Origin of the sequence: Bacillus sp. AY2-1 (genome assembly GCF_008368965.1) — a bacterium.
Taxonomy (GTDB): domain Bacteria; phylum Bacillota; class Bacilli; order Bacillales; family Bacillaceae_G; genus Bacillus_A; species Bacillus_A thuringiensis_S.
The window spans coordinates 1-26,428 of sequence record NZ_QPEL01000101.1; the positions used below are offsets into that span (position 1 = coordinate 1).

Sequence of the window (26,428 nt, forward strand, 5' to 3'; positions counted from 1 at the left end):
AATTTCTTTGGGATTATGAAGTCGGAGTTCCTCTACATAAAAGAATTTGAAAATGTAGAGCACTTTAAAATAGAATTAGAAAAATATATAGATTATTATAATACGAAACGGATTAAGGCAAAATTAAAAATGAGCCCGGTACAATACCGGACTCACTTTTATCAAGCTGCCTAATGAAATAACCGTGTCTAACTTTTAGGGGTCACTTCAAATCGGTGCTCTTTTTACATATATCAACGTTATGTAGTTGAACATATAGATAACATGAACCCTCCAAATGAAATTACTCCTAGTAAACCTACTATAAATCCTGTTAAACAAATACAATCAGCAAGACAAATAGAAGACTGCGATAATGGAACGAATGACCTACTTGTACTCGACCCATATTGTTTTATTTTTTCATAATTCATATCTAACATTAAATGTAGACATGTTACACCATCCTCAATAGTATGTAGAGATTCTTTTTCTAATCGCTCCAATAATTTACTATCAAAAGAAACTGATAGAGGATACTGCTTATCTAATTTTATATTTTGATAAATTAGTTGCAAACGAGATAATATATTATTTTTCTTCTTTTCAGATGTTACTGTACATTTCATATTATTAAATTCATTTAATAACAGTGTCAATTCATCTCTTTTTCCGTATAAATCTTTAGCTATTTTTCTCTTTACTTTATACGAATGGAAAATAGATTTTAGTTCAACCATATTCATACACTTCCTAATTACATATTATTTACCCAATTATTTTATAGATAAACAGTACTTTTTAATCTTATTTAAAATACACTCAAGCAACTTATTTTACTATCGATTAACATTACATTAACCTTACACGGTTGTAATAAAATCATTAGCTAGAAGGAAGCAATGCCCAAACTAGACAGATATTTAATGATAAAACCATAAGAAAAAAACAATGATTAGATTTTAAATCTAGTCATTGCTTTATCCATCACATCTTGATTACACCTATATATCTTATTGTTACTCTTTCACTTGAATGATTGAATATATCCATTAATAATGACTATATTCTTTGTCGGCACGTACATATATAAAACTAATGTTTTTTAATTGATAAGGTGAAACTTTAATTAGCCCTCATCCATCGGGCTTTTATGGGCAGCCGGCCACCTAACTTCTCTTTGCTCTCGCTGAATTTTTTTAGGGTCTTACTGCCCGGCAAATAACAGGATAAATGCAATCAATATTCATACGTTATAATAGTACCAGTAGTATCAGTAGTACCACTAAAACCATCAAAACAGTTAGAGCAACCACCACAACCTCCGCAACCAAAACAACCGAAGCAACCAATACAACGGAATCCACCACAACGGAATCCGCCACAACGGAATCCGCCACAACGACCTCCGCCACAACCGCCACAACGACCACAACCCCCACAGCGACGAGCAGCATCTTCAATATAGTAATATGGATATTGATTTTGCTGGTCCCAATAGACAATATTTCCAGATCGGTAATCATTAAGGCTTAACGCTTGTATTTCTTGTTGAAACTGATTCATTTTCATAACCTCCGTTTATAAAATACAACCTCATTGATGCTTCCCTATATTTCTGTTCGTTACATCTAAGTAGAAATAGCGCTATAAACTAAGTTCAATACATACACCAACAAAGTATGACTTATCACTAGATGATGCACCTTGTTCATATACCTATTTTTACTATGGGCTCATTTTTATAAATAGAAATTATAAAATATAAATTCTAGCGTCATATCTTCATACTTACTAAGCTCAATTAATTTCTCAATAATCACGCGGACAAATCCTATATATTTCCATATATCACTTAGATTTTCTTGTACTGTAAATGCCTTTGCTATAACACCTCTAAGTAACCGGTTTCTATGACGGTTAAGAAATTCCTATAAAGAAAAAAGCCCTAATTAGGGCTTTTTATTCTATTTCTCCAGCAAAGCTCTCTATGAAATTTCTAATTGAAAAAAGACACACTTAGATTGATGCGTCTTTTTGTGATGCCTCTTTTGTGAAATCATATAATGCAATTGCGCCTAAAAGAACAAGTATACCTTGAGGAACATCTAGTAAAATAGTTTTCCAAATTTCTGGAATTACCCATTTAATATCTGCTGCTGTTTCAAGATATGTTTGGAAATAGCTGATTGTAAAATTAATTATCCCTAAAAATACAAACAACGATAAACCAAATCGAATTAATTTCTTATTTGTAAACATATAACACCTCTCAAAATTCATTGGATATTCCTGCTTTTGCTTCTTTATATTTCCATATCTCTATATTTGATTTTAACACACAAAGAACTCAAAAAAATACAATATGCAAATTTGCATATTGTATGAACAGCACTTCATGTTAACTTAGAAATTCCTGCAAAGAAAAAACAACTCCGTTACAGCTAACAGCTCGGGTTTCTTTTCTTATTTAACTTCATACCACCAACATTTACGTTCTTTAATTGTAAAATAAATGTGACAGAAGTTTATCCAGTTAATGCGTAGACAATTAAATGAGCTAAATTATCGATATTCTATTTCACCATATCCGTAGCACTAATGACTTTACGCAAATTTGACAAGAAAAAATATAGAGATAGGTATGATCCATACCTATCTCTAACATTACTTCTATTCTTTATCCAATTACGTCTTTTACGTCTGTATCCACTGGCCACTTTTCTAATGTATAAGCCATTTCCCAAAATGAATATTCATATTGACTGCTAATAATAAAATGCTGTTTCATACGCTTGCGGTCTGCCTCTGTTACTTTTTCAGCAATAGTATCTAACCGTATAATTTGTTCTTCAACTAGCATACGGAACCAATCAGATCCATAAGCAGAAATCCATTCGTTATAAATTGGCTCTTCCGGCTGACATTCTTTTAAACGTTCCCCAATTTCGTAATACAACCAATAGCAAGGTAAAATTGCTGCAATGATATCTCCTAAATGCCCTTCATACGCAGCACGATACATATGTGAAGTATACGCATATGCAGTTGGCGCAGGAATAAAATTATCTTTTTCTTCTTTTGTTATCCCTAGCTTTTTAGCAAAATTCTCATGTAAAGATAACTCGGCCTCATATGTATTTTGAGCATGATGTGCCATACGAGCTGTCGTCTCTAATTCAAGAGCTTTTGCAGCTCCTAAAGTTTGTACTCTAGCAAAATGACTCAAATAATATGAATCTTGAAGCACATAATAGCGAAAACTAGCTAAATCTAACGTTCCTTCACCAAGTTTTTTTACAAAAGGATGGTTAAAACTCGCTTCCCAAATTGAATCTACTTCTTTACGTAATGATTGTGAAAAAGTCATTTAAATCCCTCCAATAATGTATAAAATATAAGTATTTATCCACAATTATTAAAGCTGTAAAATAAAAAAACTTTCTTTACAGGCGTAAAGAAAGTGAAATTGACAGTATTTATTTACTCATTAAATAGCAACGTCTTTCCCACTTCCCTACGCTGGCATTAACCAGATCAGGTACTAAGAGTCTCAAAATCACATTTGATCTCAGCCTATAAAAGGCCCCCCTAGTGGATAAATATTTTGTTTTTATAATGTATTCATCATAGCATACTTCGTGAAACTGTCAAAAGAATTAGTTATATAATCCCCTTAAAACCCTTCTTCTTTTCTAACTTTTAATGATGTTTCAATAATCATATCTAATAGTTTGCTATAACTAATTCCCGCTGCTTCTGCACTTTTTGGCAATAAACTTGATTGTGTCATCCCTGGTAATGTATTAATTTCCATTACATATGGAATTCCATCCTTCACCATCATATCAACTCTTGCATAAACACTACATTTTAATGCTTTATAACAAGCCAGTGACGCTTTATTTACACGTTCATTAATTTCCGCTGGAAGTTCGATAACTTCCTCAACTGTACTAGTATCATCATATTTTGCATTGTAGTCAAAGAACTCGGCTGCATGTCGAATTGAAACTATAGGTAACTGTTTTCCATCCAGAATGGAACATGTAATTTCATCACCTTTTACATACTTCTCAATTACTACTTCAGAATCCCATTCAAATACAGTTTCTAGCATTGAGATCAATTCATTTTTATTGTAAACGATTTTCACCCCGACACTCGATCCGCCAGAGTTTGGTTTTACCACTAATGGAAATCCTAACTTATCTAACTCATCAAGCTTTAGATCCTCCATTTTTGTAAGTTCAATCCAATCTGGTGTTTCTACACCTTCATAACGTAAAATCTTTTTCGAAATATTCTTATCCATACATATACTACTAGATAACATATTACTTCCGCTATAAGGAATCCCTAAACTCTCCAGTGTTCCTTGAACTGTCCCATCTTCTCCATATTTCCCGTGTAATGCGAGCAACGCAAAGTCAATGTCTTTCGCTTTTTCAATTAAATCCATTTTTTCATTTAATGTAATTGGGACTATTTCATACTTATTTTTATCTAAATGAGCAATCATTTCATTCCCTGTCATAATTGAAACTTGTTTTTCAGACGATACCCCGCCCATAATAACACCGATTTTCATTTTCTCAACTCCAAATTTCATTTTTTAATGTATCACCAATTATTTTAATTCCCCGAACTATTTCTTCTTCTTTCAAGCGCGAAAACCCTAATCGGAAAGTGTTCGCCCCTTCTCCATCAGAGTAAAAAACATCTCCAGGTGAAAACGTAACGCCTTTCTCATAACACTTTTGTAAAAGTGTGCGGGCATTCATATGCTCTTCTAGCTCTATAAATAAATGAAGTCCACCATCTCCAGTCATTCTTTTGAAAGGAATGAACTGATTACACGCGCCGACAGCTAACTCATATTTTTTCTTATAAACCGATCTTGCCTTTTTTAAATATTTCTCAAAATATCCCTCATGTAAATATTGAAATAGAACCGCTTGATCTAACGTAGATGTGTGGATTGTTCTTGCTCTTTTTACGCTTTCTAAATAATGAATCAGCTCTTTATCTGCAATAATCCAACCTACACGTAAACCAGGGAAAAGTACCTTTGAAAAGCTACTAATATAAATCACATTATTGCCAGCTCCAGCAAAAGTTAATAAGGGAGCTAAATGTGAACCTGAATAACGTAATTCTTCATTAAATCCGTCCTCTATAATAGGAACCTTATATTTCGAGAATAACCTCATCAATTCCGTTCTTTTCTCTGAACTCGTAACAATACCGGTTGGATTATGATAAGAAGGAATTAAATAAGCAAAATCAAAATCTTTTTCACGTAAGCTTTTTTCAACTTCATTCGTATCAATACCATCCTCATTCATATCAATCCCATGAATTTCAAGTCCATGTAAACGGAACAGCTTTAGTGCAGCGTGGTGAGTTGGATTCTCACAAATGACACGACCGGATTTTTTTGATAAAGAAGAAAGTACAATATCCAATCCTTCTGTAAATCCATTTGTAATTAGAATATCTTTATTCGAAATGTCTACACCTTTCATTTCCATGTAATGAAGTAAATAATTCATTAACGGTTTATATCCCTTTGCATATCCGTAGTTCAATACGATGTCCCCTTCAATGGACATACGAGTAAGAAAAGCTCTTTTGAAGTTTTCAACATCAAATAGCTTCTCATCCGGGGCTATACTATTAAAAACAATCATTCCCTTTTCCCAACGAACACCATGTTTCATTAAATCTAATTCATCCGCTAATGCGGTCACTGTATTAAGTTTATTTTTCCAATCTATTTCAACAGACGAAGTGTTAGATATATCTACCTTCGCAACAAAGTTCCCTTTTCCTTTAACTGCATAAATGAGTCCTTCTTGCTCTAAATCTGCATAAGCAGCAAGTACAGTGTTTCTACTCACACTTAGTAATTCACTTAGTTCCCTTGTTGATGGGATTTTTTGATTCCCGAGCAAGTGCCCTTTCATAATCATCTTCTTCAAATAATCTTTCAATTGAATATAAACGGGACGATCTTTAACAACTTTAAAATCCTTAAACAATTCCTTACCCCCTGCAATCATTTTTGCATATTTATTTCATTCACAAAAGGTCCACGACATATGTATTTTTTATAAAGGGCGGTACGGTCTTACAAGTCTTTTCGATATAAGTTAATTACATCTTTTAAAGCTGCAGCTGCAGCGCCTCGTGGATTAGAAGCCCCACCAATTGTAGTAACTTGTCCCATCGTATCTGTAAAGAACGTAATTCCTTTTTCGGTCCCATTTACTTTTGCTAACGGATGATCTTTTTCTATTTCGCACGGTTCAACATTTAAATTCACATTGCCACCCTCATCCTTATATATTGATGCTATTAATTTAATAATTTTATGTTGTTCCTTAGCATTTTGTATTTGCTGTTTTGTAACGTGCTCGATTCCTTTTATATGTATATCAGTAAGTGTTTTCTCTGTTTCCATTAAGCTGTTTGTCAAAAGTAACAATTTACACGCACTATCTGAACCACTTATATCTAATATAGGGTTTGTCTCAGCAATTCCTTTATTTTGCGCTTCTTTCAGTGCTTCTTCAAATGTCATATCTTCCTCATACATTTTCGTAAGAATATAATTAGTTGTTCCATTTAATATTCCTTCTATTTTTTCAATACTGCAACCGGCTAAACTAAATTGTCCGATATCTAGCGTCGGTAGTGCAGCGGCTGTTGCACCGCTATATCGAATTCGTACATTTACGCCTCTTGCTGCTTCATTTATTTCTCTCCAGTTTGTAACGAGTGCACCTTTTGAAATTGCTACTATATCCATCTGTTTCTCAATCGCTTGTTTCATATATTGTTTCCCTGGATTTCCATCTTTAAGATTTGTAACTGTTGATTCTACCAATACAGTACCACTTATGCTAGTTGTTGCACGTTCCTTCGGATGATACTCTAAATATTTTTCAATTGCAGCGGTACCGCCACCATACATCAATAAATGATGAAGAGATAAGCCGTCTTCATTATGTATTGCAATATTTCTTCCTAATACGCCACTTACAACTAATTGAATCCCATATGTTTCATATATATATGAATACTTTTCATTTAATAATTTTATAAACTCTCTGCCTACTGTTCCGTATCCTGATAATACAACTTGAATTTTCATAATATCCCCCCATATTTTTCTACCAAACCCCTCTTTCAATATAATATAAAGCGCTCTCGAATTCCATCGAGAGCGCTTTATTATTACTTATTTCGGTAAACGTGATAGCTTTTCAGCAATTGTTCTATAAAACTCTTGAATGCTAGAAAAACCTAACGAGTCTGAAACACTTAATCCTACCATGTCGAGATGATCCCAATTCGCTTTCGTTTCGATATGATTCCATTTTCCAACCTGTAATGACTCATGATTATTTACAGCAACATTAGAAATTGGTGCAATCATAGAATTTGTATTTACTACACCATCATTTTGCCACCAAGAAGTATCAACTAACGGACGGTTTTCTTCATATCTCGCATAAGAACCTAAGAAAAATGCATTCCCCATCAACACTTTATTCATCGTTATATGAGGCAAATGTAAACCTGTAATAGGTGCTGCTTGTGATGCATGTCCACTATAAGATAAGTAATAAACATCCGGTTGCGTCTTTACCCAATTATTTAACTCCTTTGCACCATCTGTACTTAAATCCCATTGACTTATATCTTTTGTATTTTTCCAAAGTGAACTATTTAGAATACGATTACTATATTGGAAAAAGGACTCTCCAGCAATCTTCTTTATACCCCATTGATCCAATTTAAAATCATATAAAGATAAATTATTGTTTCCTCCAAAGCTCGCAGCTGTAATGAGTAAATCTTTAACGAACGGCAGCAGAAGACTACCATCCGCAAGTGTTGTACCGTTGTGAGGGGTTGCTAATGTTGTAACACTATGAACATATGATTTTCCACCTTCAAATAGTGGTGATATTTTGGTGTCTGGGTGATTTTTCGCATAATTCTTTTCTTCAAAACTACCTTCTTTTAATAGCTGTACTAATGTTCTAATCGTTTGTCCACCCATGCTATGCCCAACTAAATGAACTTTATTTGTTTCACTCCAATTCGGCGTAAAACCACTATAAGTTCTGCCAAAACGATTATGTCCATGTTTCTCAGCATGCGAGGCACCATAGTCTACTGTGCCACCGCTAATTTGCGCATACAATTCACATGCACGATCCCAGTTACTAGAAACAGGTCCAACAGCTGCGGTATGTACCGTATCACCATTTCGTTTCAAATCTTCCTGTATATCATGAACACCACCCCAATACTTTACGCCAAGCATTTCTTCTCTACCCCATCCAGCAAATCCATTCACCAATATGATAGGATAATTATTTGGTTGCCTCTCTTCAGCATATGATATTTTCGCTGCGAATGAACATAAGGTCACTAATGCGAAAAAACATATTTTTAAAAATAACTTCCCCATACTTTCTCCCCCTAATAAAACGTTTACATTTTTCTTCTAAAAATTAACAGAATGTTTTAACAACTTAAACATAATGTAAAGTATTTTATATACGTTGTATATATAGAAAACATATACAATTGTTGATAAATATTAATTCAAGTGAACATTTACTTTTTACAATACAACTTGTAAATCTGTTTATTTGAATTTATAATTAGGTATAGTTTCCTCATGTTAAAAAGATTTAAAAACCATAAGAAAACTAATCTCATTGCTTGAAAAGGAGGAAAAAGCATGCAAATCGGATCAAATATTCATACATTATCTCAACCTACTAAAATAACTCCATCTACTCTTGAGCATAATACTATCTCTTCTACTAAACTGGAAAGTAAGAAAGTAAATGATCCTATCAAGTTTGATATTCGTTCATCTGAAAAAGAAATGAAACAGCCTGAGCATAAATTTAATGAATTAGATTTATGGAAGATGTTAAAGGATAAAGGTGTTCCTTTATGGATCATCCTTGAAATGCTACAAAAGGCTCGTAAAGAAAAAGAAGCCCAAAATAATTCAGTTCAAAATTCAAATGCGATTGAGGAAACAAACGAGACTCGATTAAATGAAGTAATGTAAAGCATAATATTTGATTGGTCTACAAACTAAAAAGAGTTCGGGGGTGATAAAGTTTCTATCAACCTCGAACTCTTTTTTTATGATTTTTCTCCAATCGTTACAAACTGGAAAGATACTTTTCCTTCCAAACCTTTAATTAGTTTTTTTACTTTAACATTTTCATTAACCAATGTATTATCTGTCGACATTTTAGGTTTTTCGTCACCTAGAGATTTTTTCAAATGAAGAAGATGCATTTTCATTTCATTTGCCTTTATTTCTTTATACACACTATTTTTTGCTACAATCATATACCATTCCGTTGAATATTTACGATTGTTACCTATCCAAGCATCACTATCGTATGTAACAGGAATCTCTTCCCCTCCTATTTTAATACTTTTCATAGTCTTATCGTCTTCACTTGTAAATAATAGTGACCCTTCTTTTGGGAATTTCGGTAACGTATCTATAATATAATTGGAGCCATTATCTTGTTTTCGAAAAAGTTTTTCTTTAATCAATGCTTGTGCTGTAGATTCATTTAAAATTAAGACATTTCCATTTCCAACTTCCCCTTTTTTCACAGAAAACACTTCATTTTCTTCCGTAATTTCCTGATAACGATTAATAATTGGTGAAATATTATTTTCATCTCCAATAATTAATACACCGTTTGCAGGAAATGAGTTGTCCTTTTTAGAACATGCACTAAAGCTTATTAAAAGTATTATAGTTAACATAAAAATAGTTAATATTCTTTTCATCACGATTCCTTTCATCATACAGTTCATTTTTCCACATACTTTAGTGTAGTCTTACAAGCTAATAAATTCTATTGCTCCATAACCTTATAAAGCTTTTGCAGGTAACGCCAACGGGTTATAAAGAAATATAAAACTTGTATACATATAAATGAAATTAAAATAACGATAGAGCTATTTATGATAGAAAAATCGACTAATTGCTGTAATGCTATATAAGCAACTACAGTATGAATCACTGCAACGAAAATTGGTAAAAAGAACATTAATAATAACTGCCTCGTTACAACTTTTTTCAACTCACCTTTACTTAATCCCATTTTCGAAATCATTTTATATTGCTGTTGGTCGCGATCCAAATCTGTATATAATCGGAAATAAATAAAACTAGCGGCGAATGTAAAGAAGACGATTCCAACTAAAATACTTACCATAAGTAATAAACCATTCTTTTGCTTTGCTTCCAACAAGTTTAATGTTAAAGCTTCAAAGTAGAAATCTCTGTCCCTAAGATTTTTATCGAATATACTCTTTAATTGATTTGAAATCTCTTTCGTTTTTATCCAATCATCTACAACAAATCCGTAAGTACGATATGGAATTTCTTTATTAACTGGGTCACTAGTAAGAGGTATTCCATCATATACCTGATCTTGAACAGCGATATAAATAGTTCTAGAATCATGTGGTAAAACTAAATTTTCTACAGCTTTTTTCACATGAAATGTCTTTGTCCAGTCACCTTGAATGACTTCTATATTCTTTTTATACTCGCCATTTTTAAATTCTTGTTTTTGTGATACGACTCCAGGAATTAATAAAATTTCATCTTCTTTTTCAATTGTTTCTTGTTGATAGCCTAGTGCTTTAGCAAGATCGTTGTATTCACTTAACTTCATTACATTTACGCCATTTTCTGTGTATATATATGAAGATGAAGCCATTCGATACGGAATATTAGCATCAGAAAGGTGTTTTTTTATAATAGAAAGATTTTTATTCAATACTTTGTCATTTTCAAAACTTCCATACAAAAATGTATACGGATTTGTCATCCTTACCAAATCCCTATTTCCAATTGCGGCTGTTGTACCAATTGCTGTAAATGCAACTGCTGAAACTATAGATACTATAAAAAACATCGTTGCATTATCTTTCATACGGTAAATTAATTCAGAAAATGTTAATATATTTGTTCTCTTTAAAAAGAAAGATTCTTTCCTTTTAGCAAGGTGCAGTATATACACGCTACACTGTGTATATAAAAAGTACGTTCCTATAATTACTAGAAGCACACCTATTCCAAGCGTAATAAAATTGGTACTTGGTATGAAGCGAAATACTGAAAAATATCCATACCCTATACTAATTAAAGAAAGTATCGATAATAAAACTGAAGATTTCGGTTCAGGTTTTGGCTTTTCCTCTGCTCGAATAAGTTCCACAAGTTCCGTTACTTTTATCATTTTAAATGTAAATAATGAAACAATTAAAAACAAGAAAAGAAATGTAATAACTGTTAATAATACAGCCCGCACTGGTATATAAAAAGGTAAACCATTATTAATCATTAATACACTTGCACTTATCAATAAGACTAGTTTAGAAAATATGAGTCCAATGAAAATCCCTATACAAATTGAACCAAGTCCAATCAACATATTTTCAATTAATAATAATTTCTTAAGCTGTCTCATTGACATACCTTGCATCATTAAAATACCAAATTCTTTCTTACGCGTCTTTAAAAACGAACTAACTGAATATAGAATGAAGAAAAATGAAAATACAAAAATCAATCCTTGCGAAACTGAAAATCCCAATGTACCAAATGCACTTATTGTTGCACTTGTCGATTTCAACTCACCTTGTAAATCAGGATGAAATAATAAAAGAGCATACGTAAAGAAAATCATAATAGAAAATGCACTACTTAAAAAATGGCCAGCATATGTACGCTTATTGCGAAAAATATTATTAAATGCGAACTGACGAAAAGTCATGCCTTTTCCCTCCTAACAAAGAAAGGACATCCATAATCTTTTGATAAAAAGTTTGCCTACTTTCACCACAATAAATTTCGTTATATAGTTGACCATCTTTAATAAAGATTACTCGGCTGCAAAAGCTCGCTGCATACGGATCATGTGTAACTAACATCATCGTTGCTTTTTCTTCTTTATTTAGAGTATCAAGCATCTCCATTACATCATTTGAAGATTTAGAGTCTAAATTCCCTGTTGGTTCATCTGCAAGTAACAATTGCGGCTTATGAACGATCGCACGAGCAATTGCTGTTCTTTGAGCTTGTCCCCCTGATATTTCAAACGTTCTTTTACTCAATATATCTGTAATGTTTAATTTCTGTGCAATCTCTTCCACTCGTTTGTTCATATCTTGCACAGAAACACCATCTAAAGTCATCGGCAATACGATGTTTTCTTTTACAGTAAGTGTGCTAAGAAGATTAAATGATTGGAAAACAAATCCTAATTGTTTTCTGCGGAATAACGCTAATTCTTCTGATGATAATTGGAAAGGATTTGTACCATTAATAAATATTTCTCCCGATGATGGAGAATCAATAGTAGATACCATATTTAATAACGTTGTTTTCCCACTACCTGACGGGCCCATAATTCCTACAAATTCACCTTCTTGAATTGATAAATCAATATCTACTAATGCTTTAAAAGGTACTTTCCCTCTATATACTTTACTAATACTATTTGCCTGCAAAATTTCCATTTATATTCTCCCTTCATTTCCACCGCTCACTATAGAGTGTAAATGAATTGTCTTACAGCTCATATTGATTCATCTTTCATTTATCTTACACGCTTGTAAGATTTCTAAAAAAACTGATAATAAACCTATTTTCAATCTATAAACAAAGCATATCTATCTTATAATATTTGCATATTGGTTTGAATTACAATGCTATTTTCTAATCTTAATTTTATTAATATGAAAAGACCGATTTTTATCGGTCTTTTTACTTTCAAATATTATATTTTAACTGCTGTATGTCGTTAAAGCATATTTGAGTTACCCATTAAATACTATTTCACTTTATAATAACCTCTGCAAAAAAAATGAGTGCTTCGGTTTCATTGCAATCAAAAACGAATTGTAAATATCTGAGGCGGAAATGAATGTGTTTATCCAACATATAAATAATAAAATTGATTTAATATTTCCTGATACAAAGAACGACATCATGGCAGGTACTACTGATAATACAATAATAGGCAAGCTCATAAAGACCCAAAATCTCGTTTTGGATAAGACTGCATTTGTATTTAGCCCAAAAAATCTTTTACTAAATGTTAAGCTAATATCCCCTTTTTTACTTATTACTAAAATGTGTAAACATTCGTGAATGATAAAGATTAAGGTACCTATGCGGGATAAAATGAATATAAAAAAGCTTAGAGTTTTAGCTCTAAGCTTTTTTATGATTTCGTATTAATTCCTTTTACTGCACAATATTTTTTATCCATTCAGATTTACTCAATACATAATGATTATATAGTTGATTTGCTATCTTGTGTTCACTCAAATAAGTAAACCCGCATTTTTTAATAACTTTATTTGATGGTACATTGTTAATTAAAGTAATTGCGTTAAGGACAATTAAATTTGTTTCTTTAAACAAATAGTCAATTAAGCCTTTAGTCGCTTTTGTAGCATAGCCATGATTTTGATGTTTATTTGAGATAGCATACATTATCTCTCTGTTTGGTGAAGGGAGTTCTTCTTTCATGCCTGTGCAGCACCATCCAATGCATTCATTTGTAGCTTCCTTAAATATTCCTAGCTTTAACATATGATTATCTATGTTATTCGTAGTTTTCACTGCCTCAAGAAATGCTTTGTTTGCTGGTATTTCATAATTTGCAATCCAATCCACCCTTTGTTCTTTCGTCGATTTCCAGTCTGGTAAAAACTTTTCTATTTCCGGTTGATTGGCTATTTTATAAATACTTTCTGCATCTTTGACCATAAACCCTTGCAAGTATATATCTCCACAATCTATTCTAAATAACTTAGTTGAACTCTCTTCTCCCATGTTAATTCCCCTTACTTACGTTATAACGCCTTTATCTGCTTCGTAAGTTCTATAAATCGTTCATCAAGTTCTTTATATTCTTTGTCGTTAGAAGTTAAAAAGCTTAATTTCCCTAATACTTCTTGTCTCTCTGTTTCTAACGTTAAACGTAGCTCTTCAATATTATCTCTTGTTTTAGTAGGTTCTTCTAGCTGCTTTTGTATCGTATTGTTTAAAAACACGAGTTTTATGTTAGTTGTTTTCTCTAGAAAATATCGATCGTGAGAAACAATTATTAATGTTCCGTTATACTCAGCTAATGTATTTTCAAGTTGTTCACGTGAAGGTAGATCCAAGTGATTCGTCGGTTCATCTAAAATGAGTACATCTTTTTCATCTAAAATATAAGCCATTAGCTTACATTTTACTCTTTCTCCCATACTCATATGCTCAATCGGCTCTTTCCATTGAGAAGCTTGGAACCCTAAATGTTTCATTAAATTTTGGACTTTTCCTCTTTCTTCAAACGTCTCTTTAAAAAATAAATCTTCTGGCGTTTTGTCCAGTGGCAAATCAAAAACCTCTTGTGTTAAATAACCGATGTTTGCAGATGGTGAAATCCATATTTCTCCTTCAGCAGTTTCCGCTCCCATAATCATCTTCAGTAATGTTGTTTTCCCGCTACCGTTTGGTCCAACAATTGCAACTTTCTCACCGTGCTGAATTGTAAAATTAACGTTTTCAAATAATGCTTTTCCATTAAATTCTTTTTTTAATTGCTTTACTTCTAAAAAGCGTTTTCCTACTTTTTTACTCGCTTGAATAGAGAACTCAATTGAATACTCTTCTTTCACACGTTCTACTTTCGTTTTCTCCAGCTCTTTTTCGAGACGTTTTCTTTTTGACTTCACTTGCGCATCCATTCGTTTCGCTTTTACACGATAAAACTCTTTAAAACTTTCTTGTTTTGTAGACTGCGCGTGTGCCTTTTGTGACCATGAACTTAATTCTTTTATATGTGTTTCTACTTGTTCTATCTTTTTTTGCTGCTTTTCATATTCTCGCTGCTGCGACTTCCTTCTTTGCTCACGTGCTTTCATGTAGCTTGTATAATTACCACTATGGTCAATTAATTTTTTGTCCTCAATTGACCATATTTTTGTTGCAACAACATCTAAAAAATATCGATCATGCGATACAACGATAACTGTACCTTTCATATTTTTTATTTGTTTAATGAGAAATTCCGTACTCATTTCATCTAAATGATTTGTCGGTTCGTCTAATATTAAGACATTAGGATTTTTAGCAAATCCTTTTGCTAATCGAATTTTTAACTTTTCACCACCACTTAAAGTATGAAAATCGTTCGTTGGCACGCCCCATTTCGCAAGCAGTTCTGCTTCTTTTGCAATTACATCGTTACTAATAAAAGATTCTATTTCTTGCTCAACATATGCGGTTGTCATATTCATTTGCTGCCATTCAACAATCCCTTTTGAAGGCTCAATCTTTCCATTTATTAATTGAAGTAACGTTGATTTACCAGCACCGTTTTTACCAATTAATCCGATAACATCCCCTTGTTTTACTGTCACATTCATTTTCTCTAACAACATATTTTCTTTTATTTCAACATAAACATCATTTAATTTTAATAGTTCTTTCATAATACCGATCCCTTTCATTAAGGGAGAATAAAAAAATCCTCCCAAATAAATTTGGCAGGATTAGTCGTTAAAATATTTACACCCAAATAAGCTATTACGCAACATAAATAGCAATACCGTTGTATGGAAATCGGGCAGACTAATCCTATTTTTTAGAAATTGAAATTTATTGAATTTCAACATTTAAAAATAAGATTAGTTAATCATCGTCCACCCATCATTCCTTTCCCTCATTAGTAACCATATTGTACCATAATAGTACTGTATGAGTAAATGCAATTATTTGTGCTGCTAAAAAAGATTGCTTTCTTTTAAGGTCTATTCATTATTTCTTCACTTCATATCGAACAAGTATCAACCACATTTGTTGTACTACTTGCTTTAGCTTTCCCTAGCAATAAAATTGTAAGCATTCCCTCTTATATAAATTTTATATAAATTCATCATAAATCATATATTATACATACTAAATTTCAGTTCTTATAATAAAGGTATCATTTTTAAGGGGTGGTTCTACAATGGAATTTAGTAAACTAGGAAACAGTGGATTAACAGTAAGTAAAATCGCATACGGGAACTGGATAAACCATGGTGGAAAAGTAAACGAAAATACTGCAAATGATTGTGTAAAAGCCGCACTAGATGTTGGAATTACAACGTTCGATACTGCTGATGTTTATTCGGACACGATAGCTGAGGAAGTACTTGGCCGATCTTTGCAAGGTATACGCCGAGAAAGTATAGAACTATGTACAAAAGTATGCCATCCGACCGGTCCTGGAAAAAATGATCGTGGATTATCAAGAAAACATATTATAGAAAATTGTAATGCATCGTTAAAACGATTACAGACAGACTATATCGATATTTATTATGCACATAGATTTGATATAACAACTCCTCTTGAGGAAACAATGTTAGCTTTCTCAGATCTTGTAAGACAAGGTAAGGTTCTCTATTTAGGCGTAAGCGAATGGACATCAGAACAAATTACCCGTGGTGCAGCACTTGCACGCGAATTGAACATTCCATTTATCGCTAGCCAACCTCAATATTCGATGTTATGGCGAGTTATTGAAACTGATGTGATTCCAACATGTCAACGTGAGGGACTTGGCCAAATCGTATGGTCGCCACTTGCACAAGGTATTCTTACAGGAAAATATCAACCTGGTAAACCATTACCGAATCAATCGCGTGCTAACTCCGATGCTGGAAAACCGTTTTTTGACAAACTCGTGCAACGTTGGATGAGTGATGATGTGCTTACCGCTATCCAGGAAATTAAACCTATCGCACAAGAAATTAACCTTACCTTATCTCAACTCGCAGTTGCTTGGGTATTACAAAATCCAGCTGTTTCTTCTGCAATTATTGGTGCTTCAAATCCGGAACAAATAAGAGAAAATGTAATTGCTTCTAGTGTTAAATTGCAACCTGAAATTATGGATCAGATTGACAGTGTATTAAAAGGTTTCGCTGAGTATGATACTAGTAAAACAGGTTGAATCATGAGTAAGTTTTATCTATAAATAAACACCCCTTGCCAACTTCCCACAGCCCATCCTATAAAGATGGGCTGTGGGAAGTCATATAAACCTCTCTAACAACTGTTAAAAAGTTCTTTAACACGACAGACTTTTCATCCTTCCTCCATCCAGCATATAAATTTATTTCCGGAGTATTTTCTAGAATATCTTTATACATCACTCCTGATTTTTTATAGCTTTCCACCGAGGATGGAACGACAGAAATCCCCATTCCAGCTGCAACTAAGTTTACAATCGTTTGCATTTGAACTGCTTCTTGAACAATATTTAAACTTACCCCATATTTCCAAAAGTAACTAATAATTAAATCATAAAAATTTGTACCGAAATGACGAGGAAATAAAATGAATGGTTCCTCCACTAATGATTTGATTGAAATATTAGGTAACGAAACGAAAGGGTGATTTTCATGCAAAACCAACTTTAAACACTCTTCAGAACAAACTTCAGAAGATAATATTTCATTATTTTGCTCCGAACGAATAAATCCAATATGAATTTGTTTTTTGTAAAGCGCTTTTATTTGTTGGTCTGTTGTCATCTCACGTAATATGAGCTGAATTTTTGGAAAACGTTCTCGAAATGTTTTTAATATGCCTATAACTGTTTCTGTAGAATCGACAAAACCGATGATTAAATGCCCGATTTTCCCTTCATCTGCAAGCTGTGTTTCTTTAATCGTTCTATCTACTTGAAGTAATGTTTGCCTAGCACCTTCTAAAAAGACTTTCCCCGCCTCGGTAAGCTCAACCATCCTTTTTGTCCGGTGAAAAAGTTGAACTCCTAATTCTTCTTCCAATTTTCGAATTTCTTGACTTAAAGGCGGTTGTGCCATCATAAGACGCTCTGCTGCACGACTAAAGTTTAATTCTTCTGCCACCGTTATGAAATATTTCATTTTACGAATATCCATTTCAAGCCTCCTATCATTCGCAACTTCTATAAGATTCTATTTTTATTATAAAAAATGGTTCATGTATGTAGTCTTACATTTATTCTTATTGGGTTCATTTTGCCTCTCTTATCTATAGAATATTTCATTCTCCAATGTTATCAAGGGTACAAAACAAGGCTAAAAAACTTATCTCCAAAGTTCTTTAGCCTTGATTACTTTTTACACATTAAAAAATATTACTCGCACTACCGTACCTTTACCAACTTCTGAAAGGATTTCCACACTATGTCCTAATTGTTTTGTAATTTCATATACAAGATATAGCCCCATTCCTGTTGATTCTTTAAAATCTCTACCGTTTTCTCCTGTAAAGAAAGGTTTGAATACTCTTGGTAAATCTTGCTTCGGTATACCTACGCCATTATCAGCAATTTCAAGTATAACGGTATTACCTTCCTTACAAGCTTTCATTTTAATCTTTTCTCTACTACCTGATGAATACTTAATCGCATTCGATAGTATTTGTCCGATTAAAAACTTTAACCATTTCACATCACTTTCTACAGTAATGTCCTTATCAATTTCAAGCTCTGGATATACAAAATTCCGTATAAAGAAACGTTTATGTTCATGTACCGAATCATTCACTATTTTATGTAGTTGTACCCTTTCTACATAAAAATCTTGTGTGAACGCTTCTAATCGTGCGACATATAGAGCCATTTCCAATCCCTTTTTTAATCGGTCTGTTTCCTCATTTATACTTTCAAAACGTGAATCTACTTCATCCTGTGTAATTAATTCTATTACAGATAAAGGTGTTTTCATTTGATGGATCCACTGATTCATAAAGGTTAAATGGTCATTATTTTTTCTCTCTTGTATTTGCAGCTGATTTTGATAATGTCGATATTGCACCTCAAGTAGTTCTTGAAGAGCAGCCGATACAGCTGCAAAATCAGATTTTTGAACAGATTCATCTAAAGATTGCATCGGGTTTGCTAGGCGCTCATAAAAAGAACGATGTGTAAAATAACGAAACACTAAATAACTTCCCATAAAGAAAACACCTAGAAACATTGCGTATAACGCCGTTGTAATATGATTATGCCCATCAAACCAATATACGAGAAATATAGCTAGTAGTTGAATTATGGTAAAGCAAATAACTGGTATATGATCACGTATAAACAACCTTATCATTTTTCTATACCATTATCCCAAGTAATGTGCAATCTATATCCAACACTACGAATCGTTTCAATCGCACCTTCTATATGTAACGTTTGTAACTTTTTACGCACACGTGTTGTATTTACACTTAATGTATTATCATCAACATAAGATTCACTATCCCATAATTTATTAAGTAACACTTCTCTACTCACAACACGCGGATAATTTTTCATTAATGTCTCTAATAAAATAGCTTCGTTTCTCGTTATATCAATTTCGTCGTTTCTAAGTTTCAATACAAGCCTTTCAGGATATAAACAAAGGCCTTGTTGCTCAATCATTCGCTCTTCTAGTTTCGGTGCATAATCTCCATATGCACGTCTTAAATGACTACGAATTTTCGCCACTACAACTTCATAATGAAAAGGCTTCGGAATAAAATCATCGCCACCGTTTTCTAACGCCATAACTTGATCCATCGTACCTTCACGAGCCGAAATGAATAGTATCGGACATGTAGAAACACCGCGAATTTGACGACACCAAAAGTACCCATCAAAACTCGGTAAATTAATATCTAATAAAACTAACTCTGGTTGTTCTTCTAAAAAAATGTCTAATACATTTTGAAAGTCCGATACAATAACTCCTTGATAACCATATTTCGCAACATGTGTTGATAATAGTTCTGCAATTTTCATATCGTCTTCTACAATCATAATTTTGACCATTATTGAACTCCTTTTTAATCCACAATCTCAAATATACTTATATAAAATAAATACTACCTCTTTTCACAAAATCCGTAAATTAAAAAAGGGATGCTTTTATACAAAAGTATCCTTTTTCGTCCCTTATCTATTTAATATGAAATTTACTAAAAGTAAATCCTAGTTTCTCCACATAATCCATTCCTAGTTCCATACGCGCCGTTTTCAGCGGATCAACAACTTGGCAAACTTTTAAATTACCTGCTGCCGATAATAAAAGAGTTGCATCAGCTTTAGACATTTCTAATACTTCATGTAAAAATGTCACCATATTATGTACAGCACGATTTGCTGCATCATCTAACAATTTCTCTGAAGCAATCGTCATTATTTTTTCTTTTTGAATAGCCATTGGTAATGGCCATTTCTTTCCTTTTATAGTTTGAACTGTTACAGTTACCTCACCAGCAACCTCTACGCCACTAACACCAATTTCACCATCACCCATTGCTGCATGTAGATCACCTAATGCTAATAGAGCGCCAGGAACATTTACAGGTAATAGTAATGTCGTCCCTTCTTTTATCTCTTTACAATCCATATTCCCACCGTGATCATGTGGGGTGCCGCATGAAATGCTCTCTTCTTTCGGCGCAGTACCAATTACACCGATCATTGAATTAACAGGGATTTGTAATTCATTTGAAAACAAAACATGTTCATTATGTATTGGGACAATTTTCACTATGTTTTCATTTAGCTCTTCACCCATTACACCAAGATTCGCACCTGTAGTTAAAACACCCTGCTCTGCAATATTAATTTTTTCAATCGTTACGACTAATATATCGCCAGGTTCTGCACCATTAATATATACTGGACCAGTCGCTGGATTAATTCGGTTCCAATCTAATTCTTGAAACACAACATCTTCAGAATCAATTTGGTTTTCAAAACAGTCGTAGGTTTCAAACACAAGTCTACTCCCATTCTCTACTTCCATACATGGCTTATTTTCTGGTGACATTGAGTAAATGATATCATCTTTATGAATTCGATACATAATACCTCTCCCTTTTATATTTATCTACTATTACTAATTAGCTTTTTTTATACAAGCTCCTCTTAAAATTAAATGTTATTTTTATGTAAAAAAGCACGCAGATTGTTTTATAGCATACACTCTTTACTACAACAGAAAGGTGGTATCACTATGCCCCTTATTCCATACAATGAAAGTGATGTTGATTTACTAGCTCGTTTAATTCGTGCTGAAGCTGAAGGCGAAGGTCGTCAAGGTGAGGAGCTTGTTGGATGCGTTGTCGTAAATCGGGTATTTTGTGATTGCTTAGATTTTAAACAACTTCGGTCTGTACGTGATGCAGTATATCAAAGTCCCGGAGGATTCGAAGCAGTGCAATACGGGTATTTTTACCAACGCGCTCGTGATTCAGAAAAAGAAATTGCAAGAAAATTTTTACAAGGTCAATGGCGCTGGCCTGCACGATGGGCTCTTTGGTATTTTCGTCCAGTTGGAGCTTGTCCGCCTGAATGGTATAATCAGCCGTTTGCAGGTCAATTTAAAAGTCATTGTTTTTATGAACCTAGTGGTGATGAATGTCCAAAAATATATTCACGATAGTAAAATTTGCAACGCAAGTACTTAGAATTTTTGGTACTTGCGTTGCTTTTAACTGTGTTTTAGAAATCTAATAGTGTGATGAATCTTTCTATGCCTACTACATGTATTAGTAATGGTATACGAGGACCATTTGATTGATTCATAATGAGCTTATATATAATAGTGAATAATTGTTTTTGATTTTCTTTCATTATTTTTTTATTTTCATGATGACAAATCGCATATAATTGCTCCATTAAGTGAGAGTAATCTTTGTTAGAACGAAGTATATCGCAAACTTCTACTAACCATTCTTTCTGTCTTTCATCCAATGTGTTGTAAAACTCTGTATTTCTCTCTTGATTTACCGCAATTAATTTTTCAGATTGAAAATTTCTTATCCAATACTCTGTGCGATTACTCACCGCTCTCATTTCATCTAATGCATAGCTCCTATCTATTTTCTTTAATATCCCCTGTAAAATAGTTGAATCAAAATTTAATAATGGTAACGTTCCTGCTACTTGATTAAATTTCGGATATTCTTTAAACCCGATAGTAACTCTAGAAAGTTTAATTGCATCAAGTAAATCTTCACTTTTGAGCGTTTTATTTTCATAACTATCTTTCAATCGCTCATATTCTGTATAATTGCGAATCACATCTTCATCAAGACCGATATGAAAAGCTGCGTTTGGTCTATATTTTGCAAACATAAACAGAATTACTTCTGGTAAATACACTTTTAACAACTCACTAGGTGTAATACTATTTCCTGAAGAACTAGACATTTTTTCATGATTGCCTTTAATTCCAATAAAATCATAAACAACATAATGAGGAGCTTCACGATTGAATATTTTCCTTGCAATTTCTTTTGATACATTATAACTACCCGTTTCTGATGAATGGTCTCTGCCACCCGGCTCAAAAACAACCTCCTCTATCATCCATCTCATCGGCCAATCGATTTTCCAATTTAGTTTCATTTTATTTGTATTTAATACGGATAACTCTTTTTCATTTCCGCATTCACATTCATACCGGATTGTTTTTAATACTTCATCAAAATGTGTAATAGTTGTTGTATCTTTCCCGCACCTCTCACAATATAATGTAGCTGGATAAAAGCTCTCTCGCTCTTCTTCACTACACTCTCCAGTTTTAAAATCCATTAAAATATCATATATATCTTTTCGTTTATACAAAGCCTCTAATATATTTTCGTTATACCTTCCGCTTCTATATTCATCATGTTGATAAATAAATTCCACTCCAATTCCAAATGCTTGAAGCGATTTTTCAAACTCTTTTTCAAAATGCTCCGCATACGAGTTATGACATCCATACGGATCTGGAATATCACAGTATGGCATACCAATATACTTTGCAAAAGATGGATCAATATTTTTTGGAACTTTTCTAAACCTATCATAATCATCCCACGAAAATATAAAACGAGTCTTTTTCCCTAAATCTTGAAGTGCTCTTACTACGAAATAAGTCGTTACGATTTCACGAAAGTTCCCAATATGAACAGAACCTGACGGACTAATTCCAGATGCACAAACAAACGTTTCTTTATTTGGATGTTTCCTAATTAATTCATGTGCTACTTCATACGCCCAATGCATATATTACTCACCTCAATTATTTTTTTGTTTTCTAATTTCCAGTTTTATGCAACAAAAAACTCTCACCCCCAAGATTATTCATCTTGAGGACGAGAGTTGTTAGCTTCGCGGTACCACCTCAGTTTGTTAATATGTCACCATATTAACCTCTTCAGGTACGGCAAAATATGCTTATACCCTATCTCTATAACGGGAGAACCCGTCGCACCATCCCTAAATAAATTAGTTCCTTGCGCAGCTCCAAGTCTTTTTTCGTTAAGATGTATACCGCTCTTTCTCAGCTACCAGAGCTCTCTGTACGTATTCTTTCTTAACTACTCTTCTCTTCTATGCCTTAAATATTAGTTTTTTAATATGATAATTTATAACACTTTTATTGTCAAACTTTTCCGAATCGAAATCGTAAAATTATCTAAAAAAATTCTTTATCGCTTCTAATTGAATTTTGTGGCTACACTCATCACAACAATATGCCCCTTTTGGTTTCTCTTTAAATCGCTTATATTTTTCACTACCTTCGTAAACACGAAATATATTCTTACAAGAAAAGCAAACAATCTCATAAAACATCATATGCATTTTCCTCTCCTTGTTTATACACTTTTTTAATCACTTGTGAGAAGGTCATTTTTCTACATTATAAATTTTAATACCCTTTGACTAAAAGGTTTACCTCTATTCTTATCGAATTATATTAATATCTTATAACGCGAGGTGAACATCTTGTTCAGTAATATAGAATTAGTTTTAGATGCTAAAGCAAGTTTAGCTGAAGGACCATGTTGGAATGAAAAAAAGCAACTTTTATATTGGGTTGATATTATGGAGAGAAAATTATGCATATACAATCCTACCGCTAATACGAACCGAGTAATTGCTCTCAATCAACAAATTGGCTGTGTTGTTCCATATTTAGAGGATGTACTACTCTTAGCTATGGAAAACGGCTTTTATTCTATTAATGTAAATACAGAAAAACTGACACATATTTTTGACCCCGAACAACATTTAATAGAAAATCGTTTTAACGATGGAAAATGTAATCCCGCTGGTCGTTTCTGGGCAGGTACTACAGATACATACGGTATTAATGCTGCAGGTTCCTTATATTGTTTACATAATAATTTGAGTGTAGAGAAAAAAATTTCACATGTAAATACTTCAAACGGAATGGCTTGGTCACCTGATCATACATACCTTTACTTTATAGATACACCTACTAAAAAAGTGGTTCGCTATCAATATAATATACGTACTGGAGAAATTCATAATCCAAGTGATGTAATCATTTTCTCTGAAAATGACGGTCTACCTGATGGTATGATAATTGACGAAGAAGGTTGTTTATGGATTGCACATTGGGGAGGTTCAAAAATAACTAGATGGAATCCCTCTACTGGAGAACAAATATTAAGTATTCCAATTCCTGCGTTATATGTAACATCATGTACGTTTGGTGGGCCTAACTTAACTGATTTATATGTTACAACAGCCAGAACAAGAATGACGGATGACGAATTAAAACAGTATCCACATGCTGGTGGTATTTTTCGAATTCAAACAAATGTTAAAGGCTGCCCCACCTATTCATTTTGTAATGAAAATATTGGAACTGACACAATATGAACCGTATCGATTACATAAGACAAGAAGAAAAGGAATATCACGATCTTTGCTATGAACAATATAAACTATTTGAAACTGGATCTTGGCTTCACAAGCCGGTTAAAACAGTTATGGATTTAATGGACTACTTTGAAGAGAAAAACAAATTACAAGTGCTTGATCTTGGCTCTGGCGTCGGTAGAAATAGCATTCCAATTGCACAAAAGATTAAAAATGCTAGCGGAACTGTTACATGTGTTGATTTACTTGATTCCGCTTTAACAAAGCTACAAATTTATAGCAAAGAACATGACGTATTCGAGGTTATAAAAACAGAACAAGCAGCAATTGAAAACTATCATATTAGATCTAATACTTATGACTATATCGTTGCAGTATCAAGTTTGGAACATGTCAAATCAGAAGAAGATTTTAAAAATGTACTCCAATCTATGAAAAGAGGTACAAAAAACGGCGGTATTAATTGTTTAATTATTAACTCTAACATACAAGAAATTGATTCAATAACGAATGAAGAATTAGAAGCTTTAATTGAAATTAATCTTTCAACCGAAGAAATGATAAGTGCTTTAAAAAGCATTTATAAAGAATGGAAAAAACTAAAAGTTGAAATAAAGGAATTAGCTTATAATATAGTTCGTAATGAAAGACACGTTCAATTAAAAACAAATGCCATTACGTTTGTCGTTCAGAAATAATACTATAAAAAGTAAGAATATTCCCTCATATATTCATAGGAATACCCTTACCTTTTATTTTGTTATTAGTTTTCGCATCATCTAAAATATAATTTTCATTCGAAATACTACTCAGCTATTAATTGAATTCATTAACTGGAAGAAATATTCCACTTCATGAGTCTCATTCAATTTATACCATGAATGAAGTGTATCCGGCGCAAATACATCTGATTTCCTTAATACTTCCATGGCAAATTCTAGAGGTGCTACACCCGATGCAGTAATAAGATTTTCACTGGATGCTACAGGTCCTACTTCATAAAAATTTTCTCCTTTATAAGTAGGACAAACCATTTTCATATAATCTAAATTATTACTTGTGTGATTTATAGAATCCAAGTAACCGTAATTTGCAAGACCTATAGTTGCACCGCAAATGGCAGCCACAATTGTACCAAGCCTTAAGGCTTCACCAACTTTTTTCAAAATAGGTTTATGTATTTCTTCACTCCAAGTATTCCCTCCAGGTAAAATTAATAGATCGTTACTCTCAAGGATACATTCATCTAGGGAAATATCCGGCTTTATATTCAAGCCCCCCATTGAAATAATCGTTTCTTTATTTATTCCAACTGTTACTACTTTAAAAGGCGCTACATCTTTTTTGAAATATCTTCCTGTATTAAGTTCAGCAATTAAATGTCCGTATTCCCAATCAGACATCGTGTCAAATACATATAGATATGCTTTTCTTGTTTGCATTCAATAACACTCCATTCATATACTACAGTTTTAAATAAAAAAAGTACTCTTTTCAAGTTTAACATTTTATGCAATATTTATGGTTTAAAATTCCAAATAAAAGAGCACTTGTTTCCGCAAGTGCTCTTTTCGGGGATTTTGAGATACCCTATTAACGAAAGTTAAGGTTACTTAAAGTTAAGAGGTATTTATACTATATGCTTGTCCTTTATATTTGTGCATAAT

The 26,428-nt window shown here is 32.9% G+C and carries 26 protein-coding genes, 2 pseudogenes, 1 riboswitch and 1 other annotated feature; of the genes and pseudogenes, 6 read left to right on the forward strand and 22 right to left on the reverse strand.

Going from position 1 to position 26,428, the window contains the following annotated elements:
- Positions 1-174: IS3 family transposase (locus DN403_RS22155; protein ID WP_149185744.1), on the forward strand; the 174-nt coding region annotated here is incomplete at its 5' end.
- A 65-nt stretch (positions 175-239) separates the two neighbouring features.
- Here DN403_RS22155 and DN403_RS22160 read toward each other — a convergent pair.
- The 9 genes and pseudogenes from DN403_RS22160 to DN403_RS22205 form a co-directional block, all read right to left on the reverse strand.
- On the reverse strand, positions 240-725 hold the full coding sequence (locus DN403_RS22160; RefSeq protein ID WP_002082715.1) for a hypothetical protein: 486 nt from the start codon (positions 723-725) through the stop codon (positions 240-242).
- Positions 726-934: 209 nt separating this feature from the next.
- Positions 935-1,066, reverse strand: a pseudogene (locus DN403_RS22165) (site-specific integrase); the annotation flags it as partial.
- Positions 1,067-1,218: 152 nt separating this feature from the next.
- Positions 1,219-1,545, reverse strand: a complete 327-nt coding sequence (locus DN403_RS22170; RefSeq protein WP_142398854.1) for a heterocycloanthracin/sonorensin family bacteriocin — start codon at positions 1,543-1,545, stop codon at positions 1,219-1,221.
- A gap of 453 nt (positions 1,546-1,998) precedes the next feature.
- A complete protein-coding gene (locus DN403_RS22175; RefSeq protein ID WP_002082716.1) occupies positions 1,999-2,262 on the reverse strand; it encodes a DUF3937 domain-containing protein in 264 nt (87 codons plus the stop codon).
- Positions 2,263-2,659: 397 nt separating this feature from the next.
- Positions 2,660-3,349, reverse strand: a complete 690-nt coding sequence (tenA, locus tag DN403_RS22185; protein WP_016077644.1) for a thiaminase II — start codon at positions 3,347-3,349, stop codon at positions 2,660-2,662.
- Positions 3,350-3,476: 127 nt separating this feature from the next.
- A riboswitch (TPP riboswitch) is annotated at positions 3,477-3,582 on the reverse strand.
- 73 nt (positions 3,583-3,655) lie between these two features.
- Positions 3,656-4,570 (reverse strand): D-alanine--D-alanine ligase, encoded by a 915-nt coding sequence (locus DN403_RS22190; protein ID WP_016077645.1) that lies wholly within the window; start codon positions 4,568-4,570, stop codon positions 3,656-3,658.
- Positions 4,571-4,574: 4 nt separating this feature from the next.
- Entirely contained in the window at positions 4,575-6,023 is a 1,449-nt protein-coding gene (pdxR, locus tag DN403_RS22195) for a MocR-like pyridoxine biosynthesis transcription factor PdxR (protein ID WP_000471636.1), read from the reverse strand.
- Between the two features lie 89 nt (positions 6,024-6,112).
- Positions 6,113-7,138, reverse strand: a complete 1,026-nt coding sequence (locus DN403_RS22200) for a homoserine dehydrogenase (RefSeq protein WP_000701766.1) — start codon at positions 7,136-7,138, stop codon at positions 6,113-6,115.
- Positions 7,139-7,225: 87 nt separating this feature from the next.
- The gene (locus DN403_RS22205; protein ID WP_149185745.1) at positions 7,226-8,467 is read right to left on the reverse strand and encodes an esterase/lipase family protein; all 1,242 of its coding nucleotides are present in this window, start codon (positions 8,465-8,467) and stop codon (positions 7,226-7,228) included.
- A 276-nt stretch (positions 8,468-8,743) separates the two neighbouring features.
- Between DN403_RS22205 and DN403_RS22210 the strand changes: the two genes are divergently transcribed.
- Positions 8,744-9,085, forward strand: a complete 342-nt coding sequence (locus DN403_RS22210; RefSeq protein ID WP_001165517.1) for a DUF3914 domain-containing protein — start codon at positions 8,744-8,746, stop codon at positions 9,083-9,085.
- Between the two features lie 77 nt (positions 9,086-9,162).
- Here DN403_RS22210 and DN403_RS22215 read toward each other — a convergent pair whose 3' ends face one another.
- From DN403_RS22215 to abc-f, 6 genes and pseudogenes are all read right to left on the reverse strand, one after another.
- The gene (locus tag DN403_RS22215; protein WP_231130553.1) at positions 9,163-9,846 is read right to left on the reverse strand and encodes a lipoprotein BA_5634 family protein; all 684 of its coding nucleotides are present in this window, start codon (positions 9,844-9,846) and stop codon (positions 9,163-9,165) included.
- Positions 9,847-9,899: 53 nt separating this feature from the next.
- Positions 9,900-11,831 (reverse strand): ABC transporter permease, encoded by a 1,932-nt coding sequence (locus tag DN403_RS22220; protein ID WP_149185746.1) that lies wholly within the window; start codon positions 11,829-11,831, stop codon positions 9,900-9,902.
- Complete coding sequence (locus tag DN403_RS22225; RefSeq protein ID WP_000404445.1) at positions 11,806-12,576, reverse strand: ABC transporter ATP-binding protein; 771 nt, start codon at positions 12,574-12,576, stop codon at positions 11,806-11,808. The genes DN403_RS22220 and DN403_RS22225 overlap by 26 nt, the downstream gene beginning before the upstream one ends.
- Before the next feature lie 314 nt (positions 12,577-12,890).
- Positions 12,891-13,251 (reverse strand): annotated as a pseudogene (locus DN403_RS22230) (DUF3267 domain-containing protein); the annotation flags it as partial.
- 55 nt (positions 13,252-13,306) lie between these two features.
- Entirely contained in the window at positions 13,307-13,900 is a 594-nt protein-coding gene (locus DN403_RS22235; RefSeq protein WP_000503550.1) for a GNAT family N-acetyltransferase, read from the reverse strand.
- 20 nt (positions 13,901-13,920) lie between these two features.
- The gene (abc-f, locus tag DN403_RS22240) at positions 13,921-15,549 is read right to left on the reverse strand and encodes a ribosomal protection-like ABC-F family protein (RefSeq protein WP_002082721.1); all 1,629 of its coding nucleotides are present in this window, start codon (positions 15,547-15,549) and stop codon (positions 13,921-13,923) included.
- Positions 15,550-16,067: 518 nt separating this feature from the next.
- Here abc-f and DN403_RS22245 point away from each other — a divergent pair.
- On the forward strand, positions 16,068-17,057 hold the full coding sequence (locus DN403_RS22245) for an aldo/keto reductase family protein (protein ID WP_000395988.1): 990 nt from the start codon (positions 16,068-16,070) through the stop codon (positions 17,055-17,057).
- A 58-nt stretch (positions 17,058-17,115) separates the two neighbouring features.
- On the opposite strand, the gene DN403_RS22250 is transcribed toward DN403_RS22245, so the two are convergent.
- From DN403_RS22250 to DN403_RS22265, 4 genes are all read right to left on the reverse strand, one after another.
- On the reverse strand, positions 17,116-18,012 hold the full coding sequence (locus tag DN403_RS22250; RefSeq protein WP_149185747.1) for a LysR substrate-binding domain-containing protein: 897 nt from the start codon (positions 18,010-18,012) through the stop codon (positions 17,116-17,118).
- Positions 18,013-18,213: 201 nt separating this feature from the next.
- Complete coding sequence (locus DN403_RS22255; RefSeq protein WP_149185748.1) at positions 18,214-19,197, reverse strand: sensor histidine kinase; 984 nt, start codon at positions 19,195-19,197, stop codon at positions 18,214-18,216.
- Positions 19,194-19,901, reverse strand: a complete 708-nt coding sequence (locus tag DN403_RS22260; RefSeq protein ID WP_000238992.1) for a response regulator transcription factor — start codon at positions 19,899-19,901, stop codon at positions 19,194-19,196. The genes DN403_RS22255 and DN403_RS22260 overlap by 4 nt, the downstream gene beginning before the upstream one ends.
- 127 nt (positions 19,902-20,028) lie before the next feature.
- The gene (locus DN403_RS22265; protein ID WP_000285653.1) at positions 20,029-20,943 is read right to left on the reverse strand and encodes an acetamidase/formamidase family protein; all 915 of its coding nucleotides are present in this window, start codon (positions 20,941-20,943) and stop codon (positions 20,029-20,031) included.
- 150 nt (positions 20,944-21,093) lie between these two features.
- On the opposite strand from DN403_RS22265, the gene DN403_RS22270 reads away from it, so the two are divergent.
- The gene (locus tag DN403_RS22270; protein ID WP_149185749.1) at positions 21,094-21,522 is read left to right on the forward strand and encodes a cell wall hydrolase; all 429 of its coding nucleotides are present in this window, start codon (positions 21,094-21,096) and stop codon (positions 21,520-21,522) included.
- Positions 21,523-21,581: 59 nt separating this feature from the next.
- On the opposite strand, the gene lysS is transcribed toward DN403_RS22270, so the two are convergent.
- Both lysS and DN403_RS22280 read right to left on the reverse strand, forming a co-directional pair.
- The gene (gene lysS, locus DN403_RS22275; RefSeq protein ID WP_149185750.1) at positions 21,582-23,135 is read right to left on the reverse strand and encodes a lysine--tRNA ligase; all 1,554 of its coding nucleotides are present in this window, start codon (positions 23,133-23,135) and stop codon (positions 21,582-21,584) included.
- An 82-nt stretch (positions 23,136-23,217) separates the two neighbouring features.
- Positions 23,218-23,474: a binding site (T-box leader), on the reverse strand.
- A gap of 69 nt (positions 23,475-23,543) precedes the next feature.
- On the reverse strand, positions 23,544-23,714 hold the full coding sequence (locus tag DN403_RS22280) for a DUF2197 domain-containing protein (RefSeq protein WP_000551042.1): 171 nt from the start codon (positions 23,712-23,714) through the stop codon (positions 23,544-23,546).
- A gap of 144 nt (positions 23,715-23,858) precedes the next feature.
- Here DN403_RS22280 and DN403_RS22285 point away from each other — a divergent pair, with 144 nt between their 5' ends.
- A complete protein-coding gene (locus DN403_RS22285) occupies positions 23,859-24,761 on the forward strand; it encodes an SMP-30/gluconolactonase/LRE family protein (RefSeq protein ID WP_149185751.1) in 903 nt (300 codons plus the stop codon).
- The gene (locus DN403_RS22290; protein ID WP_001079445.1) at positions 24,758-25,459 is read left to right on the forward strand and encodes a class I SAM-dependent methyltransferase; all 702 of its coding nucleotides are present in this window, start codon (positions 24,758-24,760) and stop codon (positions 25,457-25,459) included. Before DN403_RS22285 ends, DN403_RS22290 begins: the two co-directional genes overlap by 4 nt.
- A gap of 111 nt (positions 25,460-25,570) precedes the next feature.
- Here DN403_RS22290 and DN403_RS22295 read toward each other — a convergent pair whose 3' ends face one another.
- Positions 25,571-26,203 (reverse strand): type 1 glutamine amidotransferase family protein, encoded by a 633-nt coding sequence (locus tag DN403_RS22295; RefSeq protein ID WP_001194779.1) that lies wholly within the window; start codon positions 26,201-26,203, stop codon positions 25,571-25,573.
- Between the last annotated feature and the right edge of the window lie 225 nt (positions 26,204-26,428).

Excerpts from the sequence above, each read along its gene's own strand:
- DN403_RS22170 (WP_142398854.1), bottom strand. The coding sequence starts at position 1,545 with ATGAATCAGTTTCAACAAGAAATACAAGCGTTAAGCCTTAATGATTAC.
- DN403_RS22290 (WP_001079445.1), top strand. The coding sequence starts at position 24,758 with ATGAACCGTATCGATTACATAAGACAAGAAGAAAAGGAATATCACGAT.
- DN403_RS22295 (WP_001194779.1), bottom strand. The coding sequence starts at position 26,203 with ATGCAAACAAGAAAAGCATATCTATATGTATTTGACACGATGTCTGAT.
- DN403_RS22270 (WP_149185749.1), top strand. The coding sequence starts at position 21,094 with ATGCCCCTTATTCCATACAATGAAAGTGATGTTGATTTACTAGCTCGT.
- abc-f (WP_002082721.1), bottom strand. The coding sequence starts at position 15,549 with ATGAAAGAACTATTAAAATTAAATGATGTTTATGTTGAAATAAAAGAA.
- DN403_RS22175 (WP_002082716.1), bottom strand. The coding sequence starts at position 2,262 with ATGAATTTTGAGAGGTGTTATATGTTTACAAATAAGAAATTAATTCGA.
- DN403_RS22280 (WP_000551042.1), bottom strand. The coding sequence starts at position 23,714 with ATGCATATGATGTTTTATGAGATTGTTTGCTTTTCTTGTAAGAATATA.
- DN403_RS22260 (WP_000238992.1), bottom strand. The coding sequence starts at position 19,901 with ATGGTCAAAATTATGATTGTAGAAGACGATATGAAAATTGCAGAACTA.
- DN403_RS22235 (WP_000503550.1), bottom strand. The coding sequence starts at position 13,900 with ATGGGAGAAGAGAGTTCAACTAAGTTATTTAGAATAGATTGTGGAGAT.
- DN403_RS22190 (WP_016077645.1), bottom strand. The coding sequence starts at position 4,570 with ATGAAAATCGGTGTTATTATGGGCGGGGTATCGTCTGAAAAACAAGTT.
- DN403_RS22215 (WP_231130553.1), bottom strand. The coding sequence starts at position 9,846 with ATGAAAGGAATCGTGATGAAAAGAATATTAACTATTTTTATGTTAACT.
- DN403_RS22265 (WP_000285653.1), bottom strand. The coding sequence starts at position 20,943 with ATGTATCGAATTCATAAAGATGATATCATTTACTCAATGTCACCAGAA.
- DN403_RS22200 (WP_000701766.1), bottom strand. The coding sequence starts at position 7,138 with ATGAAAATTCAAGTTGTATTATCAGGATACGGAACAGTAGGCAGAGAG.
- DN403_RS22160 (WP_002082715.1), bottom strand. The coding sequence starts at position 725 with ATGAATATGGTTGAACTAAAATCTATTTTCCATTCGTATAAAGTAAAG.
- lysS (WP_149185750.1), bottom strand. The coding sequence starts at position 23,135 with ATGCATTGGGCGTATGAAGTAGCACATGAATTAATTAGGAAACATCCA.
- tenA (WP_016077644.1), bottom strand. The coding sequence starts at position 3,349 with ATGACTTTTTCACAATCATTACGTAAAGAAGTAGATTCAATTTGGGAA.
- DN403_RS22245 (WP_000395988.1), top strand. The coding sequence starts at position 16,068 with ATGGAATTTAGTAAACTAGGAAACAGTGGATTAACAGTAAGTAAAATC.
- DN403_RS22255 (WP_149185748.1), bottom strand. The coding sequence starts at position 19,197 with ATGATAAGGTTGTTTATACGTGATCATATACCAGTTATTTGCTTTACC.
- DN403_RS22205 (WP_149185745.1), bottom strand. The coding sequence starts at position 8,467 with ATGGGGAAGTTATTTTTAAAAATATGTTTTTTCGCATTAGTGACCTTA.
- DN403_RS22220 (WP_149185746.1), bottom strand. The coding sequence starts at position 11,831 with ATGACTTTTCGTCAGTTCGCATTTAATAATATTTTTCGCAATAAGCGT.
- DN403_RS22250 (WP_149185747.1), bottom strand. The coding sequence starts at position 18,012 with ATGGATATTCGTAAAATGAAATATTTCATAACGGTGGCAGAAGAATTA.
- DN403_RS22210 (WP_001165517.1), top strand. The coding sequence starts at position 8,744 with ATGCAAATCGGATCAAATATTCATACATTATCTCAACCTACTAAAATA.
- DN403_RS22225 (WP_000404445.1), bottom strand. The coding sequence starts at position 12,576 with ATGGAAATTTTGCAGGCAAATAGTATTAGTAAAGTATATAGAGGGAAA.